The 18679-nt window shown below is 56.6% G+C and carries 12 protein-coding genes; 11 read left to right on the top strand and 1 reads right to left on the bottom strand.

Annotated features, from left to right (window positions below; all coding sequences use genetic code 11):
* Window positions 1-3: 3 nt before the first annotated feature.
* The 10 genes from BLV07_RS01555 to BLV07_RS01600 all read left to right on the top strand — a co-directional run bounded on the left by BLV07_RS01555 (window position 4) and on the right by BLV07_RS01600 (window position 16545).
* Complete coding sequence (locus BLV07_RS01555) at window positions 4-726, top strand: nucleotidyltransferase family protein (RefSeq protein WP_091878720.1); 723 nt, start codon at window positions 4-6, stop codon at window positions 724-726.
* Window positions 723-1643: an NAD-dependent epimerase/dehydratase family protein gene (locus BLV07_RS01560; protein WP_091878723.1), complete on the top strand. Its 921-nt coding sequence runs from the start codon at window positions 723-725 to the stop codon at window positions 1641-1643. Before BLV07_RS01555 ends, BLV07_RS01560 begins: the two co-directional genes overlap by 4 nt.
* The gene (locus BLV07_RS01565; protein WP_091878726.1) at window positions 1640-2479 is read left to right on the top strand and encodes a glycosyltransferase family 2 protein; all 840 of its coding nucleotides are present in this window, start codon (window positions 1640-1642) and stop codon (window positions 2477-2479) included. Before BLV07_RS01560 ends, BLV07_RS01565 begins: the two co-directional genes overlap by 4 nt.
* Window positions 2480-2684: 205 nt before the next feature.
* Window positions 2685-3443, top strand: a complete 759-nt coding sequence (locus BLV07_RS01570; RefSeq protein ID WP_091880254.1) for an ABC transporter permease — start codon at window positions 2685-2687, stop codon at window positions 3441-3443.
* 13 nt (window positions 3444-3456) lie between these two features.
* Complete coding sequence (locus BLV07_RS01575) at window positions 3457-4221, top strand: ABC transporter ATP-binding protein (protein WP_176945283.1); 765 nt, start codon at window positions 3457-3459, stop codon at window positions 4219-4221.
* Window positions 4222-4353: 132 nt separating this feature from the next.
* Window positions 4354-8283 (top strand): glycosyltransferase, encoded by a 3930-nt coding sequence (locus BLV07_RS01580; RefSeq protein WP_176945284.1) that lies wholly within the window; start codon window positions 4354-4356, stop codon window positions 8281-8283.
* 467 nt (window positions 8284-8750) lie between these two features.
* The gene (locus tag BLV07_RS01585; protein WP_244550939.1) at window positions 8751-9971 is read left to right on the top strand and encodes an O-antigen ligase family protein; all 1221 of its coding nucleotides are present in this window, start codon (window positions 8751-8753) and stop codon (window positions 9969-9971) included.
* A 440-nt stretch (window positions 9972-10411) separates the two neighbouring features.
* Window positions 10412-11950 (top strand): IS21 family transposase, encoded by a 1539-nt coding sequence (gene istA / locus BLV07_RS01590; RefSeq protein ID WP_091878735.1) that lies wholly within the window; start codon window positions 10412-10414, stop codon window positions 11948-11950.
* 15 nt (window positions 11951-11965) lie between these two features.
* Window positions 11966-12709: an IS21-like element helper ATPase IstB gene (istB, locus tag BLV07_RS01595; RefSeq protein WP_091878737.1), complete on the top strand. Its 744-nt coding sequence runs from the start codon at window positions 11966-11968 to the stop codon at window positions 12707-12709.
* Between the two features lie 1049 nt (window positions 12710-13758).
* A complete protein-coding gene (locus tag BLV07_RS01600) occupies window positions 13759-16545 on the top strand; it encodes a cadherin-like domain-containing protein (RefSeq protein WP_091878740.1) in 2787 nt (928 codons plus the stop codon).
* On the opposite strand, the gene BLV07_RS01605 is transcribed toward BLV07_RS01600, so the two are convergent.
* The gene (locus tag BLV07_RS01605; protein ID WP_143035330.1) at window positions 16536-16964 is read right to left on the bottom strand and encodes a hypothetical protein; all 429 of its coding nucleotides are present in this window, start codon (window positions 16962-16964) and stop codon (window positions 16536-16538) included. The two genes, BLV07_RS01600 and BLV07_RS01605, sit on opposite strands and share 10 nt — an antisense overlap.
* A gap of 1470 nt (window positions 16965-18434) precedes the next feature.
* On the opposite strand from BLV07_RS01605, the gene BLV07_RS48535 reads away from it, so the two are divergent.
* The gene (locus BLV07_RS48535; RefSeq protein ID WP_091880260.1) at window positions 18435-18635 is read left to right on the top strand and encodes a hypothetical protein; all 201 of its coding nucleotides are present in this window, start codon (window positions 18435-18437) and stop codon (window positions 18633-18635) included.
* Window positions 18636-18679 lie beyond the last annotated feature (44 nt).

The following is an 18679-nucleotide window of genomic DNA, read 5'->3' on the forward strand; positions in this document are numbered from 1 at the left end:
GTGATGACCAAAGCCCTCATTATGGCGGGCGGTAAAGGCACGCGCCTAAGGCCGTTCACCGCCTCCTTTCCGAAGCCGCTTGTCCCGCTCGGGGATCTGCCGGTACTCGAATTGTTGCTGCGCCAATTGAAAGCCGCCGGCGTTCGGGAAGTCGTTCTTTCCGTCAATCACTTGCACCACCTGATCCGCGCGTTTTGCGAGGATGGCTCAAAATTTGGCTTGAAGATCGACTATGTCTTGGAAGATGAGCCACTTGGGACAGCAGGATCGCTAGCCTATGCGCTGGATAGGCTCAGCGACGATTTTATCGTCGCGAATGGGGATCTGCTCACGAATTTCAACATAGCGCACATGGTCGCGGAGCATCGCAAGCAACCAACGGCTGCTTCGATCGCCGTATACGAGCGGAGCACACGGATAGACTTTGGCCTGGTCGAGGTTGATGCGAGCATGCGGCTTACCGGCTATCGCGAAAAGCCCACCTACTCACATTTGGTCAGCATGGGGCTCTATGTGCTCAACCGCACCTCGGTTGCCCCCCATCTGGTACCCGGCAAGTTTCTCGACATGCCGCAGCTTATGCAGCTTCTAATGGAAGCTGGAAAATCCGTGATTTGCCGGACACAGGATTGCTTATGGCTCGATATCGGTCGGCCGGAGGACTACGCAACAGCGCAGCAGCTATTTGAGCAGAAGCGAGAACTGTTTTTGCAGGGCCCGCAATGACAGTCGCGTTGGTCACCGGAGCCACTGGCTTTCTTGGGCGCTATGTTAAACGCGAGCTGATAAGGCGCGGCATGAAGGCCGTTGCCTTGTGCAGATCGCCAGGCTCCGCCGACGTTCTGCTTTCCAGGACACCCACTCGGCACGAGTTGCGCGTGATCTTGGATAAGGTGCGCCCATCACTGATTTTTCATCTGGCCGGCTTGACGCGCTCAGACGTACCAGAAGATATCTATCAAGCTAACGTCGTCCTGGCAGTTCATCTTCTTGAGGCAGCACTGAGTCTAGATCGGCCGCCGACAGTCGTGTTGGTCGGAAGTGCTGCGGAATATGGCCGCTCAACACATAGAGATTGCATCGTACGGGAAACTGATCCCTGCATGCCGTTGAGCCTCTACGGCATTTCTAAACTGACCCAAACTCATCACGGTCTGGCCGCACACGCTCGTGGGCTACCCGTCGTCGTGGCCAGGCTCTTTAATCCGATCGGAGCCGGAGCGCCGCGTACGACAGCATTGGGCAATTTCGTGAGCCAACTCGCAGCGACGTCTCGCCCGGGAAGGACCTTGAGAACCGGTCCACTGAACGCCGTGCGCGACTTTTTGGACGCTGCTGATGCTGCACGCGTTCTCATCGATCTGGCCGAAACTCCCGGCGCGGTCGGACAGGTCGTCAATGTTTGCACGGGAATCGGCAACACCGTTCAGCATCTCGTCGACCGGTTAATGAGGGTCGCCGATAGACCAGTAGCTCACGAGATTGAGGTAGAGCGGCACGGAACGAGTGATCTCGATATCATCATCGGTGACACGACCCGTCTGAGGAAACTAGGGATCGTGATCCCGCCTCCGGATGTTGATGCGATTCTGTGCCAAATGCTTGCTGCTGCGCGGTCCGAAACTGGACAGGTGGCACTTTGAACACGGCACCGGTCACCGTAATCATTCCGACTTACCGCGACAGCGATGCGCTGCAGCGTGCGCTCGCATCCGTGGCGAACCAGACGCTTCAACCGCGCGAAGTGATCGTGGTGGATGACGCAAGTGGCGAGGACACGTCGGATAAGATCTGCGCTGAGTACCTCGCCCAGCCCATCAAGCTCATCAAGCTCTCCCAAAACGTTGGTCCTGGCGCAGCTCGAAACGCCGGCATTTTGGCCAGCTCAGAGAACTTTATTGCCTTTCTCGATGCGGACGACGAATGGCATCCAGAGAAGCTAAGAATTCAAATGGAGCTGATGCTGGCTTCGGGAGCGCCGTCAATCAGCTCACATCGTAAACGTTTCGCCTGCGCGACCTGGCCAAGCATCAACGGACAGGTTCACGCGAGACGCATTACTCGACTGGCCATTCTGACGTCCAACGTGGCTCCGATCTCAACACTCGTGATCCACCGCCACGCGCTTAGGCATCATTTTCCTCCAACCTATGCCTGCGAAGACTACTGGTTCATTGCCGCACACGTGCTCTCCGGCGTGCCTGCGGTGAGTATGGATCATACACTCGCGCGAGCGCACAAGCCGGCGTTCGGCGCATCGGGACTAAGTAGTCGATTACATACGATGCAGCTTGGCGAGATGCGTACACATCTCGCTTTATGGAAAGAAGGGCTGATCCGCGCGTGGGAGTACGCACCTCTCATTGCCTGGACCATATTGAAGTACCTGAGGCGCCTTTCGATCGTCACAGTTCGTAACGTTGCTTATGGAAAGAAGACCGGAATGGATGGCAGCCCGAACCATGGTCTGGAGACGTAAGTTGTCCGCCCCTCGCAATCGGATTGGTCGCGCTACGGTCTTCAGCACGTGCTCAATGCCACTAGATCAGCCGTCAACACGAGACTGCAATAAGGACGCGCTCCGTATGACAGAAAAGCGAATTCGCAATAGCGGAGCGCGGACGTTGACAAGCGGCATGACAGTAACCGAACGCAGGTCTCGCACGTCGCTTGCTGTCGCCGATGTGGTGTCAGCCATCCAGCAGCGGCGACTCTGGATCCGCCTTGGCTGGAATGACATCCTGCAGAAATACCGCCGTTCGGTTCTCGGGCCCCTTTGGCTCACAGTGAGCATGGCCATTATGATCGTCTCGCTGGGGCTTCTCTACGCGCAGATCTTTCAGACCCCCGTCGATGATTTTCTGCCATATCTGTGCGTCGGCTTTCTCGTCTGGGGTTACTTCTCCAGCTTCTTGATCGAGGCTGGCGCGCTGTTCGTCGCGTCCGAAGCCTACATCAAGCAGATAAAGTTGCCCTACAGCTCGTATGTTTGTCGGGCAACCTGGAGCAAGGTCATCATCTTCGCGCACAACTTCGTCATTTACCTAGGCGTCATTGCGTATTTCCAGATCTGGCCGGGTCTCACTGGATTGCTCGCCGTTCCCGGCCTTCTACTCCTTACGCTGAATGGCGCATTGGCAACTCTGTTCCTCGGAATGATTTCGACACGCTTCCGCGACATTCCGCAGGTGATCGGCTCCTTCGTCCAAATCTTGTTCTTCATCACCCCCATCATGTGGAAATCCGAAGTGCTCAAGACGCGGATTTTCATCGCGGAGTGGAATCCGTTCTACCAGCTGGTTCAGATCGTCAGAGAGCCTTTATTGGGCAACGTTCCGTCGGCCCAGACTTACGTCGCGGTCATCGCGATAACCCTCGTCAATGTTGTTGGGGTCGGGCTGTTCTTTGGCCGATTCCGCGAGCGCATTTCCTATTGGGTCTGAAATGGCGGATTTGATGAACGCAAACGTCGAACGATTGGCAATGGACAACGTCAGTGTCTCATTCCCGATCTACAGCATGGGATCGCGGTCCCTGAAGAAGGGTCTGCTGTACCGGGGATCGCGGGGACGAATTGCGAGCGATGCGAATGACCGACTTGTGGTAGAGGCCTTACGTAATGTGTCATTGAGCTTCTCGGTTGGCGACCGCGTCGCACTCGTGGGCGCAAACGGAGCTGGCAAGACGACTTTGCTGCGTGTCATGGCGGGAATCCACGAGCCAGCATCGGGCATCGTCCGTGTTTCGGGGCGAATATCGCCGATGTTCGACATTGGACTTGGCATCGATCCGGAACTGAGCGGGCTCGATAATATCAGGCTCCGCGGGCTCTTGTTGGGCCTGAGCCCCGACGAGATCGACCGACTTATTCCGGACATCGCGGATTTCACAGAGCTGGGTGACTATCTTGAATTGCCGGCCCGCACCTACTCCTCGGGTATGCTGACGCGACTCACATTCGCGGTGGCAACGTGCTTCGCGCCCGAAATTCTTCTGATGGACGAATGGATCCTAGCGGGCGACGCCGGTTTCCTGGCGAAGGCCCAACGCCGCTTGGAGTCTTTCGTGGAGAACGCGAGCGTTCTTGTTCTCGCCTCCCACAACGAACAGATTTGTAGGACGTGGTGCAGCAAGGCTGTATGGCTCGACGGCGGGCAAGTTAAAGCTGTCGGGTCTGTCGCCGAAATCTTGTCGGCCTATAGCAATGAAATGGCCTCCTGATGGGTACGGCGTCACGTTCATGACCTCGAATCGACACAGCAGCATGCGACGAGAGGGCACGTCGATCGCATGAATATTCATATCCCTTCCGGCTTTAGATGCAATGCGTGTCAGGGACAGAAGTGTAGCCTGATGGCAAAACGCAAGGACAATGTCACAGTCCTTCGATGCGACGCGTGCGGGCTCGGCGTCATAGAAGCCATACCCGACGACCTCGGATCGCTTTACGGTGATGCATACTATGGCTCACTCGATGAAACCGTCGGCTACAATGACTACCAGCTGATGGCCGAGCATGGCCTGTCGTGGGCCGCCGAGCTGGCCTGTCGCCTCAAGGACGGCGGAAAGATTCTCGATGTAGGCTGCGCAGATGGTAGTCTTCTTAAGTGGCTCCCGAGCACTTTTGACCTGCACGGCATCGAGGTCAATGAGCGGATGATAGCGCAGTGCGCGGAAGCCAACATCAAGATCCTTGGCCGCGATCTACTCGACCCGGGCATTTTGGAAAGATATGCGCATCAATTCGACATCGTAACGGCAGTCGCCGTCTTTGAACATCTTCGCGACTTTCGTCGGGGATTTGAAGCTGCCCTCGCTCTGCTCAAGCGAGACGGCATTTTGGTGTTCGAAGTGCCCTACATTTCAGAAACTCATCAGAACCGCGTTTGGTTCGAGAGTTCCCTAGAGCATGTGTTTTATCCATCAGGGGACTCGTTGCGTCTGCTGGTAGAGGCGCTCGGATTTCACATGGTTGGTGGTGAGATCTATATCCGGGACTTCGCATCGAACTTTATTGGGATCGTTTTTGGCGACCGCTCGCTTGCTAATGACATCAAGGATCTATTCGCGCTCCTAACGGGGACTGACGGCCGTATCTCGGACAAGAACCTACGCACGGCCCGCCAGAAATTGACGTTGGTCCACGGGGCATGGAGCACGCCCGATCTTCTTGCTGGCCTGCCAGATCTGGCGCGGTCATCTTTGGATGTGCCCCTGCTCCATCGAATTGAACAGCTCTGGACCACCGATCTGCGGAGGCTTGCTACGTCACGTGGCGAACATGATGCTATCGCAGCCAGCTACGATGCGCTGGTAAGCGACAGCAGAACCACGGCTGAAGCAATGCAAGCTGAGATAGACCGGCTTTCCGATCACCTCAAAGAGGAGGCGGCAAACTATGCTGTCCTGGCGCGGGAGAGCCATGCTAACTCGGAGGCGTTGGAGTCACAGATCGAGCGGCTCGCCGGTCGGCTCCAGCACGAGAACGACAATTATGGAAGGTTGGTACGCGAGAGCCAAGCTAGCTCGGAGGCGTTTGAAGCACAGATAGAACGGCTGTCCGATCAGCTCAATGAAGAGGCGGCCAACTATGCGAGGCTAGTGGACGCTAGCAAGGCTCACTCCGAGGGGTTGGAAGCGAAGATCGAACGACTCTCCGATCAGCTAAATCAGGAAACCGAAAACTATGCAGCTCTGGCGCGCGAAAGCCAGAAGAGATCCCAGGAATTGAGCGCGCGCATAAAGTCTCTATCCGGCGAGATCGATCGGGCGGCGGCCGCGCACTCCGCGCTGGAGCTGGATACAAAACTAAAAGTACAAGAGCTGGCCATACATATTAACTCGCTCTCCAACCGGCTCGCGCGTTCTACCGAGGAAAACAGTGCCATTGCAACAGATCGCGCACGCCTCGCAGCTCACGCGGCACTTCTGGAGGAAAGCTATGTCGCACTCAATCGAGCCGCTCAGGCCGAGAAACACTCAAAAGAGCTGGAAGTGGCACATCTAAAAGAGAGCGTTAGGAGCTTGACAGATCAAGCATCCGCCTTGCGTGCCGAGATCGACCTCATTCTTCGCAGCACGATCTGGAAATCAACGTCGGCCTTGCGGCGAGCGGGCCATAGATTTCCGCAGCTCGCTCGCAGGGCCCGCCAAGCTCTCAAGCTTGTAAAGTGGGCCGCAAGTTTCGAGCTTCGGCAACGGCTATCGGAAGCAATTGCCTCTCGGCGAAAACTTCGCGAGGAGGAACGGGCCGCAATCCAAATCCCGCTTCCGAAGCTCGTCTTCGACGAGCGAACTGGTCTTGATGGATATGTACCGGCGAGCGCTGATGAGACCGAGGAATGGCCGCGGGAGCGACCGCTCGTCTCGGTCGTGGTCGTATCGTTCAACTACGGTCATTTCGTTGAAGAGGCAGTCGATTCCGTCCTCGCGCAAACCTTCGATAATCTAGAGGTGATCGTGGTCGAAGGTGGCTCCACAGACCCGGCATCTCAAGCGCGGACATTAGGCTTGCAGCGGCCGAAGACGACCGTCGTGGCCCAGATGGAGGCACATCAGGTCGGCGCAAATCGAAACCTTGGTATTAGCAAGGCCCGCGGAAAGTACATATGCTGCCTCGACGCTGATGATTTGCTCAAGCCGACATATATCGAAAAAGCAGTGTTCCTGCTGGAGACATATGGATTCGACGTTGTCTCCTGCGCCATGCAGCAGTTCGGAAGCACTGATGAAAGGGTTGGTATCCTCAGCGAGCCTCTGCTTGCCGACATGCTCGAAGGCAATCATGTTCTGACATGCGGCGTGTTTCGCCGGAGCTTCTGGGAGAAAGCGGGCGGTTATCGCGACACCGATCGCGCGGTCACTGGGCATGTCTATGAGGATTGGCTCTTTTGGGCGCGGTTAGCTGCAATGGGTGCCCGAATCCATAACATGTCAAACGAGCACCTCTTTCTGTACCGCCGCCACGGGCCCAGCCTCAGTACACAGTCCGACCTGCACACCATGGCTGTTCATCGTAAGTTGATCCGGCAGGCGTTGGGCGACCTCGTCACACCGGCTGCGCTTCGTAATTCGCGGATCGCTGCAGCAGCCGATAGGCGCGCAGAGAACCCACTCATCAATTTTTTGGGACGGTGCGCGAAGGAAAGGGGAACGCCTGGGATCCTGCTCGCGCTTCCGTTTACCCTCATAGGGGGTGCGGAGCGATTGCTGAGCGGTGTTGTCGCCCATCTTACAAAACAAGGGTGGCGAGTAACGGTCATTACCTCCATCGAGGCTGGGCACGAGCACGGCGATTCCACGAGCTGGTTCGAGCAGGCAACCGCCGAGATATTTCATTTGCCTCGTTTCCTTGCTGCTGATCGATGGCCGGACTTCGTATCCTACCTGATCGCCTCACGTGAGATTGACGTGATCTGGATCGCGGGAAGCGCCTTTATGTACAATCTTCTCCCCGTAGTCCGCGCAAAATTTCCGAATATCAGAGTGGCGGACTTATTGTTCAACACCATCGGCCACACAAAGAACAACAGGAAGTACGCCAAGCTTATCGACGTTAACTTCGTGGAGAATAAGGAGGTCCTCCAGTTTCTGATGGACGCAGGGGAGTCACGGGACCGCGTCCTGCAGATCTCCAGCGGGATCGATCTACAGGAATATCTGCCGCGTCCTCGAGACGCTTCCGTGACCGGCTCGTTGAACGCAGCGCCAGATGAACTCATTGTCGGCTTCTCGGGGCGTTGGTCCGACGAGAAGGACCCTCTTGCCTTTGTCGAAATTGCGCAAAAGTCATCGCATTTACCGATTCACTTTGTAATGACCGGAGCCGGCGCGCTTCGATCAAAAATCGAGGATGCGGTTGCAAGCGCAAACCTCGGCGACCGTTTTCACCTCATCGGTGGTGTGGAAGATGTCCGCCCTTGGATAGCATCCTATGATGTGCTTGTCCTGCCTTCGCGGCTTGACGGGAGACCAGTTGTCGTCCTGGAGGCGCTCGCGCTGGGCGTTCCTGTTATCGCTTCCGCCGTTGGAGGGCTGCCTGAGCTCGTGCACGATGGCCTAAACGGATTTCTTTGTCAGCCGCGAATGATCGCTGAGTTTGTAGAGAGGCTCGAGAAGCTAGCTTTTGATCGAGAATTGCTAGCACGGATGAAGAGGACCGCCAGACGCAGCGCCGAGCAGAACCTCGACGCACGCAGCATGCTGTCACGCTACGAGCAGGGATTAACCGCGCTGATTGAACATGGAGAGCGTCCTGAACACCACGCTTCACTCGCGCACTAGCGTTCCAGAGGCGCAGCGTCGTTTCGAACGTAAACGGTTTCCTCGAACGGCTTTTATCATAGAGTTATGAATTGGATTGGGCTTGTTGCGGCTCTGGCCATCGGAGTCATCGTTATCGCAGTGGTGACCGACGTGGGGATGACACAATGTCGGGATGACTCAATATATGCGACCCTGCACTTCTGCAAATCAGATAAGCCGACGAGAAAGACCAGACAGTTCGATTGCCGGGGTGATGCTGATCCCTGTGAATGAACGGCCGGCTGATAGTTGGGAATATCTCGCGCCCAACATGAAGCCGATCGATTTCTTCTAGCATTCCGGATGCCCGCTTTCCGTGCAATTCAGCTAACGGTCCCTCCCAGAACATGACCCAAGTTACGAACGTCCAATCAGCGGTTTCCAAACCTTCGCCAATCGGCTCCTGGCGCGGTCCAGATGCCCGATCTAGGTACGCCGATGTGCTCGTGGTTCTGGCCGCTTCAATGCTGCCCTGGTCGACAACTGGGTTCACGATCCTACTGCTGCTGTGGTTGCTTTCACTAATCCCCCTGACCTCAACAGGCGATGTTCGACCGTTCCTCCGTCTGCTTCAACGTCCTTTCTGCTTCTTGCCGCTTACGATGTTTTTGATCGCGGTCGTAGGGACACTTTGGGCCGACGCTTCTTGGCCAGCAAAGCTGCAGGGCTTAAAGCCAGTTGCTAAGCTGCTCGTAATACCGGTTCTCATTTACCGCCTTCAGGAATCACGGCGTGGCGGCTGGGTATTCATCGCTTTTGTTGCATCTTGCGCGCTGCTCATGGGGCTTTCATGGATGGTCCTGTTTGAGCCAGGGTTGAAATTGACTGCTACTCAAAGCGTGGGAGTCCCCGTCAGAAACTATATTGATCAGAGCCAGGAGTTCGCGCTGTGCATGGTGGCGCTCGCACCCTGGGCTATCGGCTTTTGCCAACATCGCCGTTATTTCGCTGCTGCGGCGTGCGCCGCTTTGATGCTGGCTTTTTTCGCTAACATGGCCTTCGTCGTGTCGGCGCGCGCAGCCCTCGTGTATGTTCCGGTGCTGCTCATTGCCTTCGCGCTAAGATATCTCGACCGTCGCCAATCAGCGCTGCTCTTTGCTGGTGTTATTGCGATTGCGATTACCGTCTGGTTCACTTCCGGCTATCTGAGGAGCCGCGTCGCAGACATCTGGACCGAATATGAATACTCCAAGCAAAACATTCCGCTATCAACCGGGCAGCGGTTGGAATATTGGCAAAAATCGCTCAAGTTCTTCGCGGATGCTCCGGTCTTCGGGAATGGGACCGGATCCACGAGGATTTTATTCGAACGCGACGCCGTCGGAAAGACTGGGTTGGCGGCCGAAGTGACGAAGAACCCGCACAATCAGACGCTAAACGTCGCGGTCCAATGGGGCGTGATCGGGATTCTTTCGCTCTATGCGATGTGGATCTCCCATCTGTTACTGTTTCGCGAAGATGGAATGGCGAGCTGGGTGGGACTCCTTATAGTGATTCAGAATATCACCAGCTCCCTCTTTAATTCGCATTTATTCGATTTTCACGAGGGATGGATGTATGTTCTTGGCGTGGGAGTTGCCGCCGGCATGAGCTTACAAAGTCAACAGCGGGCTACAATACCCCCCCCCCTCTCGCTTAGCGCACCGTTATCCCGAGGAGAACCTTGATATTGAGCCATTCTCTTTGGCTTGTCACGGTAGAGCCCCTAAAGGCCAACCGCGTTCGTCCATTATAGCCAACGGATCTAGCTGCGACTGATCGGTGATGGTGTTGACGATGCGACGTCCAGAAAAGCTACAAGCAAAGGCGCCACACTTGCACCATTCAGCTCGTCGGCGTCGCGCCTTCGGCGCACCAGTCGGTGGCGCGGAGAAGTGATTGCCATCTAGGAGACAGGCTCCTCGGAGACATGTGCGCGTTCCAGCCGATCGTGATCACCGATTCCAGGCCATCGTGATCACCCATTCCAGAGCATCGTGATCACCGTTTCCAGCCGATCGTGATCGCTATTTCCAGCGATCATGATCGGGGACAACCAGGAGGCATCCACCGCTGACAGTCTGCAACCGGGGTAGCTCGGTCTTTTGCCCAACAGCAGAGGATCGAGATGCCGACAGAGAGACTGTCCATGCGCCACATTCGCGAAGTTCTACGCCTGCACTACAGCGTCGGCATGTCGCAACGCGCCGTTGCCCGCAGCCTCGGTCTGGCCCAGGGCACGGTCAGCAAGTACGTGAACCGAGCCCGCCGCGCCGGCCTGACCTGGCCGTTGCCAACGGAGCTGGATGACGACGTCCAGCTCGAGAACCGCCTGTTTCCGCCGCCTTCCGATCGGCCCAGCGACGAGCGTCCGCATCCGGACTGGGCGCTCGTGCATCGCGAGCTGCGGCGCCCGAACGTCACGCTGATGCTGTTGTGGGAGGAGTATTGCGACGCAAACTCCGACAGCTTCAGCTATGCGTGGTTCTGCGAACGCTACAGGGAATGGGCCGGCCGTCTCAAGCCAACCCTTCGCCAGGTTCATGTCGCCGGCGAGAAGCTGTTCGTCGATTATTCCGGCCACACCATGGAGGTGGTTGACGGGCTCACCGGTGAGGTGCGCAGCGCGCAGATCTTCGTCGCCGTGCTCGGCGCCTCGAACTACACCTACGCCGAGGCCAGCCTCACCCAGAGCCTGCCGGACTGGATCGCCTCGCACGTTCGGGCCTTTGCCTTTTTCGGCGGTGTGGCCCGGCAGACGGTGAGCGATAATCTGAAGGCTGGCATCACCCGGGCCTGCTTTCACGAGCCGATGGTCAACCGGACCTATGCCGATCTCGCCCGCCATTACCGCACCGCCATCGTCCCGGCGCGGCCGTATCGGCCGCGCGACAAAGCCAAGGTCGAGGTCGGGGTCCAAATCGTCGGGCGATGGATTCTGGCGCGTTTGCGCAACCGCCGCTTCTTCTCGCTCGCCGCCCTCAACGAGGCGATCCACAGCCTCCTTGTCGAACTGAACGATCGACCTCTCCGGAGCTGGGGGCGAAGTCGGCGTGACCTGTTCGAAGAGCTTGATCATCCGGCGCTCACCCCCTTGCTGGATGAACCGTACGAGTATGCCGAGTGGAAGCGCTGCCGGGTCAACCTCGATTATCACATCGAGATCGCCAAGCATTACTACAGCGTCCCTCACAGCCTCGTACATCAGGAGGTCGAGGCTCGCATCACCCAAAAGACCGTCGAGATCTTCCTCCGTGGCAAGCGCGTGGCCTCGCATCTGCGCAGCACCTTGCCGCATCGCCCGACCACGATTTCCGAGCATATGCCGAGCTCACATCGCCGCTATCGTGACTGGACCCATGAGCGTATTCGTTCCGAAGCCGCCAAGGTCGGCCCCGACGCCGACACCCTGATCGACGTCATCCTGCGGTCGCGGCCGCATCCGGAACAGGGCTTCCGCTCCGCGATCGGCATTCTCGGGCTGGTCAAGCGCTACGGCCAGGAACGCGTCGACGCCGCCTGCGCCCGGGCCCTCCTGCTCAACGCCCGTTCGTACAAATCGGTCGCCGCCATCCTCAAGAACGGCACCGACAGAACCGCGCCTCCCGCCGAGGAGGCGCCCATCCTCTTCCACGCCAACATCCGTGGCCGCAGTTACTACAATTGATCAGGAGAGATCAGCATGCTTATTCATCCCACCGTCGATCGCTTGCGCGCCCTCGGCCTCGCCGCCATGGCCGATACCCTCACTGAACTGCAGAACAACCCCGAGGCGGCCGGGATGCCGCACGCCGATTGGCTCGGCCTCCTCGTCGATCGCGAGGTCACCGCCCGCGACAACCGCCGCCTCACGCGCCGCTTGACCAGTGCCAAGCTCCGTCAAGTCGCCGCCATCGAGAACGTCGACTATCGCACCGCTCGCGGCCTTGACCGTTCGCTCTTCCAAACCCTCGCCACCTGCCAATGGATCCGTGAGGCCAACCACCTGGTCATCGTCGGCCCAACCGGCACCGGCAAGTCCTGGCTTGCCTGTGCGCTCGGCAACAAGGCCTGCCGCGACGGCTTCTCCGTCCTTTACAAGCGAACATCCCGCCTGTTCGCCGATCTCGCCCAGGCGCGCGGCGAAGGCCGTCTGGCGCGCCTGATCGCCGCCCTGGAACGCGTCAATCTCCTCATCCTCGACGACTGGGGACCCGAACCGCTCACCGCCGACCAGCGCCGCGATCTGCTCGAGATTGTCGATGATCGCTACGACAAGGGATCCTTGTTGATCACAAGTCAGGTCCCCGTGTCGCAATGGCACGACGTCATTGCCGATCCCACCCTTGGCGATGCGATATTGGACCGCATCATTCACAATGCGCACCGCCTCGAGCTCAAAGGCGACAGTCTACGGCGTCAGGCTGGCGAAAAGAAAAAACCGTGAGCACCTCGCGCACGATCGCCCCGCCGGCCCACAGGCCCCTCCCGCGCGCGTCGCTACGTCGCTCGTGGGGGCACTCCGCGCCGCGCACGGGGCCCTCCCATGGACCGCCGGAACGATCTCCGAACCAACCCGCCAGCCTTGACCAGGAGACCATTTCCAGCACACATAAACCCGTCAGTCGTGTTCGCCTCCGCACCTGATCACGATCGCTGGAATCCGTGATCACCATCGCCTGGAACACCTGATCACCATCCCTGGAATGCGCAGACATGCGCTCGAGGTCTGTACGGCCACCGACGCATCGCGAGAATCAAACGATAACCGCACCGGGTAATTCAGTATGGTCGAGCGCTCTCACGGGCCGCAATTTCTCCTTGCGCATTGACGAAAACGAGCGTCAAATTGGGACAGGCGGAATTGCACGCCCTTACAGCTGCCCACAAAACGGCGGTGTACCGAGTTCGCCGTTATTTTCAACTGGCAGCGTCCATGCCATCGGCAGGCACCCAGAACGAAAATTCCTGAGTGTGATTGGCTCGCTCACTGACGTGGGCTTAGAGCTCACGTTTGTTGCGTCCATACTTTCTGCACATGCACACTTCGCACGACTGCACAATTTGTTTGAAGGGGCATGCTATGCGCACAGCATTTCTCGCGATATTCGTATTCGCCATCGTCGTAACGAATGTCGGCACAACCTGGGCTCAGCAAGGCGCGTGGTGCGAGGCCAACTGTAAAGCGCTCTGTACCAAGATTTGGGGAAGCGCCGGCGCAGCAAGCTGCTTCGCGCAGATACCTTGCTCCAATTGCGTGGGGAAGGCCTGCGCGTCCGCTCCAGTCGTGCACGCGCGGTACACGGTCTCTTGTCACAACAATCCCGGGAAGGCACCTGCCGCTGATCTGGTGGTGACCGGAAGCATCAAAAGTGTCGTCTAAACCGGTGAACAGCAACGGCTGCTGAACTTAGCAAGTGCATAGAGATGTGAGCGCCGAGACAGTCGGAAAATTGTCACTGTCGATTTAGGCGATGATAGCGCCGGAGAGATATCATGACGGCAGTCCCGATTGTCATTAACAACATCAATGATCTTCAAGCAATCCAGAACAACCTATCGGGTGACTATGTCCTTGCAGTGGATATCGACGCGTCCGGATTCAATTTCACACCCATAGGAAGCGCATCAAATCCATTCATCGGGACATTTGATGGCCAGGGTCACACGATCACTAACCTGACCGTCAACAGTGCCAGCGACGGCGATACAGGTCTGTTTGCAGACATTGGTGCAACCGGCGTAGTTCGCAACGTCGGGCTTACCAACGAAAATGTCGGTGGCTTTCCATACACAGGCGACCTCGCATACGTTGGCGGTCTTGCAGGCGAAAATTTTGGAACCATCGCGCACTCATGGGTCGTCGGTGCAGTACGAAACGGAGCGGGAGTCGGCCTGCTCGTCGGTCTCAACGCCGGAAATATAAGCGAGTCCTACTCCTCAGGCTCTGTCGTCGGTGTATCATCGTATCTTGGCGGGCTTGTTGGAATTAACGACGGCTTTTCGGCCGTAATCACCCAGTCGTTTTCACTTGCTTCAGTCGGTCTCGGATTGGGGCAGAGCTATAGCGGTGGGCTTGTCGGATATAACCTTCTTGGCACGATCTCCGAGGATTACGCGCGGGGCACGGTAGAGGCCGGTACACTTGCTGGCGGCCTAACGCCATTCATCGGTGGACTAGTAGGGTACAATCTAGGCCACGTCACGGGATCCTATGCCGCGGGTGCTGTTGTTAGTGGATTGTCGACTGCTGCGCTTGGCGGACTTATTGCGGGTGACATAGGAAATCTCATTTTTCCAAACGGAACAGCGACTAATTCGTATTGGGACGTGCAGACTGCCGGAACGGCTAGTAGCGCCGGGGGTGCAGGGCTGACCACCTCCCAGTTGCAGTCCGGCACTTTACCGGTAGGATTTGACCCCTTGGTCTGGGTGGATGTCGCGGGCGAATTTCCAGAATTGCGATGGCAGATTGCTACTAATCTGCCTCCCGTGATTGATCCTCACTCAAGTGTCAGTGCTTCGATACCAGAGTTACCCAACGTGACGGGCAGCACCGCTCTGGATATTGCAAACGGATTCCTTGCATTTGCAGATGGAGATCTCAATGACCGTCCAATCGCATCAGTTGTCCACGAGAGCGTGACGGCTCTGGATGCCCAAGGGCATATGTTCCAGCTGGCGGACGACAAGGTCTTCAATTTTGAGAATGCTTTCCTGCTTGTGCCGGAGTCAGGAAACACGAACAACGGCAAGATCGATTGGGGTTACACGATCGCGGACAAGGCCCTTGATTTTCTTGGAGTTGCAGAATTTGTCACCATCACATCGACTGTGGAACTCAATGACGGACATGGCGGGAAAGCTGATCAAGACGTAACGGTCGTGATTGCCGGCGCAAACGATGATCCGATTGCGAAGCCTGACTACGCGACAGTAGAGAAGGGCCGCTCAGTGACAGGCAACGTGCTCGTAAACGATACCGACCCCGATATCCACGACGCCCTACTTCTGCATGTCACAAAGGTAAACGGGCTTGATTTCAATGTGGGACAGCCAATTCATGGGACTTTTGGCACCCTAACACTCAATGTGGATGGAGGCTACGCCTATACGGCGAACAGCAATCTGGGAGCCGCAGCGAGCGGAGCACCCATGGATACGTTCTCTTACACTTTGAGTGACGGACACGGGGGAAGCTCAACCACGAGCTTGAACGTGGGCATTACTGTTAGTGATCGACCAGCGTCAGTCAATAACACTATAAAACTCACAGATGGATTAGTCGCAGTGGAAATGATCAAGCTTGCGACAGACGCTTATCCCTTCGGTGATACTGGGTACCATACCTTTGATCCATTGGGGACTCCCTTGAGCGCGACTAATCCAACAGCAGTCAACGATATACAAGCGGACAACTGGCAGTTCATCTCAGCGTCTGCACTCCACCTAAACCCATCGACGGTTCATGGACCGAACTCGATTCAATATTCGTTCAACAACGGCTTCTACCAAGCGATCAGAGCAAGCGATACGTTAGGTAATGATCCCTCGGAAGCAGATGCAATCGTTCTTACTGGGATTGTCAACGGCCAAAAAACGCTGGCCATCGCGTTCGCCGGGACCGATCAGAAGAGTGACTGGATGGATTTTGCAAACTTTTCAGATCACTACGCGAAATTTGGGCCACTCGTTGCGGCTGTAAAGCAGTACATCGATAGTGGGGCAATCGATCAAGTTCTCGTATCTGGCCATAGCCTCGGCGCAGCGATGGCTCAAGACTTCATGAAAGACCCAATATTCAAAAATGATCCACATTTTCACGCGCTTGCATGGACCATTGGCTCTCCCGGATCAGACAACATTTCGCAGGACGCACCTGACGCACGGATTACAAATTTCTATCACACACTTGATCCGATATATGAACTTACTCATCCGCTGTCCTTGTTTGCTGAACTCGTGCGGAGCTCGGGCAGCTTTGTTCAACAGCAATTCTTTAAAGATCAACTGCAGGATTTCTTTGTGAACTCACCATACGGCTTTAGCTCTTCCGAAGCGCGCATTGTGGCGAACAATCTCTTAAGCAAGATGTTAGTGAAGGCGCACGAAGGAACGGATGTCGAAATACCGTTTGGCGAGCCCGCAACACACATCATCAACAATTTTGGCACGAATATCGACTTCGATGCCCACGACCAAGTCGCTTATCTTCATGATGTCGAGACGTACCTAACCGGACTAAGCCAGGCCGACGCCAGCCACTTCTTGCTTCATATCTGATGAACTATCGTCTCACCATCGACGGGCATTACGATGATATCCGGAACGAATTCTTGGTCCCTGATATGTAGTAAGCTGCACTCTTTGTCTGAGTTAGACTTGCATGAATGATTGCCGACAAATGATCCAATCACCTTGACCCTTTCTCCGATATAGAACTCGCCAAACGGCGCTGACGCCTTCTTCGCTCCCGGATGCACGAATGCGAGTTGGCCATTGTCCTCGATTGCAATTACGGGCACCGCATATGACTCGTCTGGCGTTGGTCCGTCGGGCATGTGTATCACACCTTCAATGACCATGTCAGAAATCCGTCCTTGCACTTCTATAGGATTTGATGCCTGCAAATCATCATACTCAATCGAAAACGCTCCAAGGCCACGATAGAGCCTTGCGCGCGCAAGTTGTCCAATGGTCATAGCGACAGGTCCGACTTGTCTCGCAGCAGAAGTCGTTGTCGCTGCAGTTGCGTTGCTCGGCTCCTTGGATATGATTCCGAGTGAGAAATATGCCACGAAGGCACCGACAAGCAGTAAGGCAAGACCGATTTGAGCCCACCGTTTGTTCATATGCAACATAGTAGCACGTCAAAAGGGATCGGACCGATCGCATCCATCAAACGTCGCTAATCCCTTCTCGACTTCGCGTTGGACCACTCGTCGTAGGTGCTACGCGGTTTCAGCCGCAAATACAACTTAGGCGCGTTCGCGCGAACGTATACCGGCCCGGCAGCTCCTGTCCATCAGGTGCATTCCCGCTGCCGCCAAGGAGACCGGGCTAGCGCTTTCCAATACGGCTATTTGCGACATTTGGATCGAACAGGAGTTAGGCTCGTGGCCTTGGCGATCGATGATTGGGATGGCATTCATGCCTAACCTCCGCCTAGGGCGTCGAGATCAATCCACTTGCTGTAGCAACTATCCAACGATTGCCCCAGCGCACGATGGAGTCGATTCGTCCGATGCCGGGGACCACATCGCCCCGTGCTGCCATTCGAATCGCATCCGGCCCTTCGAGCACGGCCGTTCCGCCGCGAACCTCGAGGACTGCCCAACCCACAATAGTCGTCGGCCTTGTCTCGGGGACTGACAGGAGCGGCCCCCGCAGACCCGAGCGAGCCGGTCACAGACATGTCGGCCTCGACAGCCGAAGAACCTAGGTTCGAAGCTTCCGCCGATTGCGCCGCACTCGCTGCTTTGGCCGGAGACTTCGGAGCAACACTCGCGCTGACTGTGGAGTGCTGACTTAAACCGGGCGGTGTTCGCGAGCCCGATGCTGATGCTATCTTTCGGGCACTTTCGGCCTTAGCACCTGGCTTTGTGTCCGGTATGCGGCGCGAAGCCGTTTCTACCTGAGCAATTGGCTTGAGGGCCGAGATAGCTGCAGGACCGTACCAAGCCCCAGCCCAACCCAATCCAAAGCCCCCAGCCAAGGCGGCCACGACGAGCCAAGTAGTGCGTTTTGGATGGCGGCTTGGCTCCAATAGCGCCAGGATCTCATCCCGATTGGAGGTCGAGAAATCTGATTGGTCGAGAGTGACGGGCCACGCGACCTCGCCACTGCCTTGATCCGCGACCGGCGCGATCCTTTCCAAGGTATTGGCATGATGCAGTTGCATGCTCGGGTCCCTTGTGGTCCCCAATGATCATGCCGGGAACTAAACCGACTCTTAACGGCCGATGCGTGTGGGGCTTTTCGTTTGCGCTTATCCATCGCTATCCAGCAGTCCGTCTTGCGACGGCGTCTTTGCTGGCTTGGCACGTACTGAAGGAGAAGTCGCGGAGCGTTGCACATTTGCAACCCACACTGCCGCCCAAGGTAGTAAGCTGGTCGACCGGAATGACGAAAACATACTTCGTTTTTACTTCGATAAAATCAGGGGGCGAAAGGTGTTTGATGTCTATCGCAATGGAAAGCGTGACTTGCTCGTTCTAAGCACAGGCTCCGCGATACCCGGGGCCTACTCTGCAGTAAAATGGCGCAAGAGCAGAAAAAGAGTTCTCAAAGTAAGCGACGAGATTAGGTCAACGGTTCAGCGAGAAGGGTATTACGTTCGTACCTTGCGGGTCACGAGAAAGGGGATGATTTAGTTGGGCAAGCCGGACGGCCCGAGCCTCCCACAAATCTCGTCAGC

Source organism: Bradyrhizobium sp. Rc2d, assembly GCF_900099855.1.
In the GTDB taxonomy this organism is placed as follows: domain Bacteria; phylum Pseudomonadota; class Alphaproteobacteria; order Rhizobiales; family Xanthobacteraceae; genus Bradyrhizobium.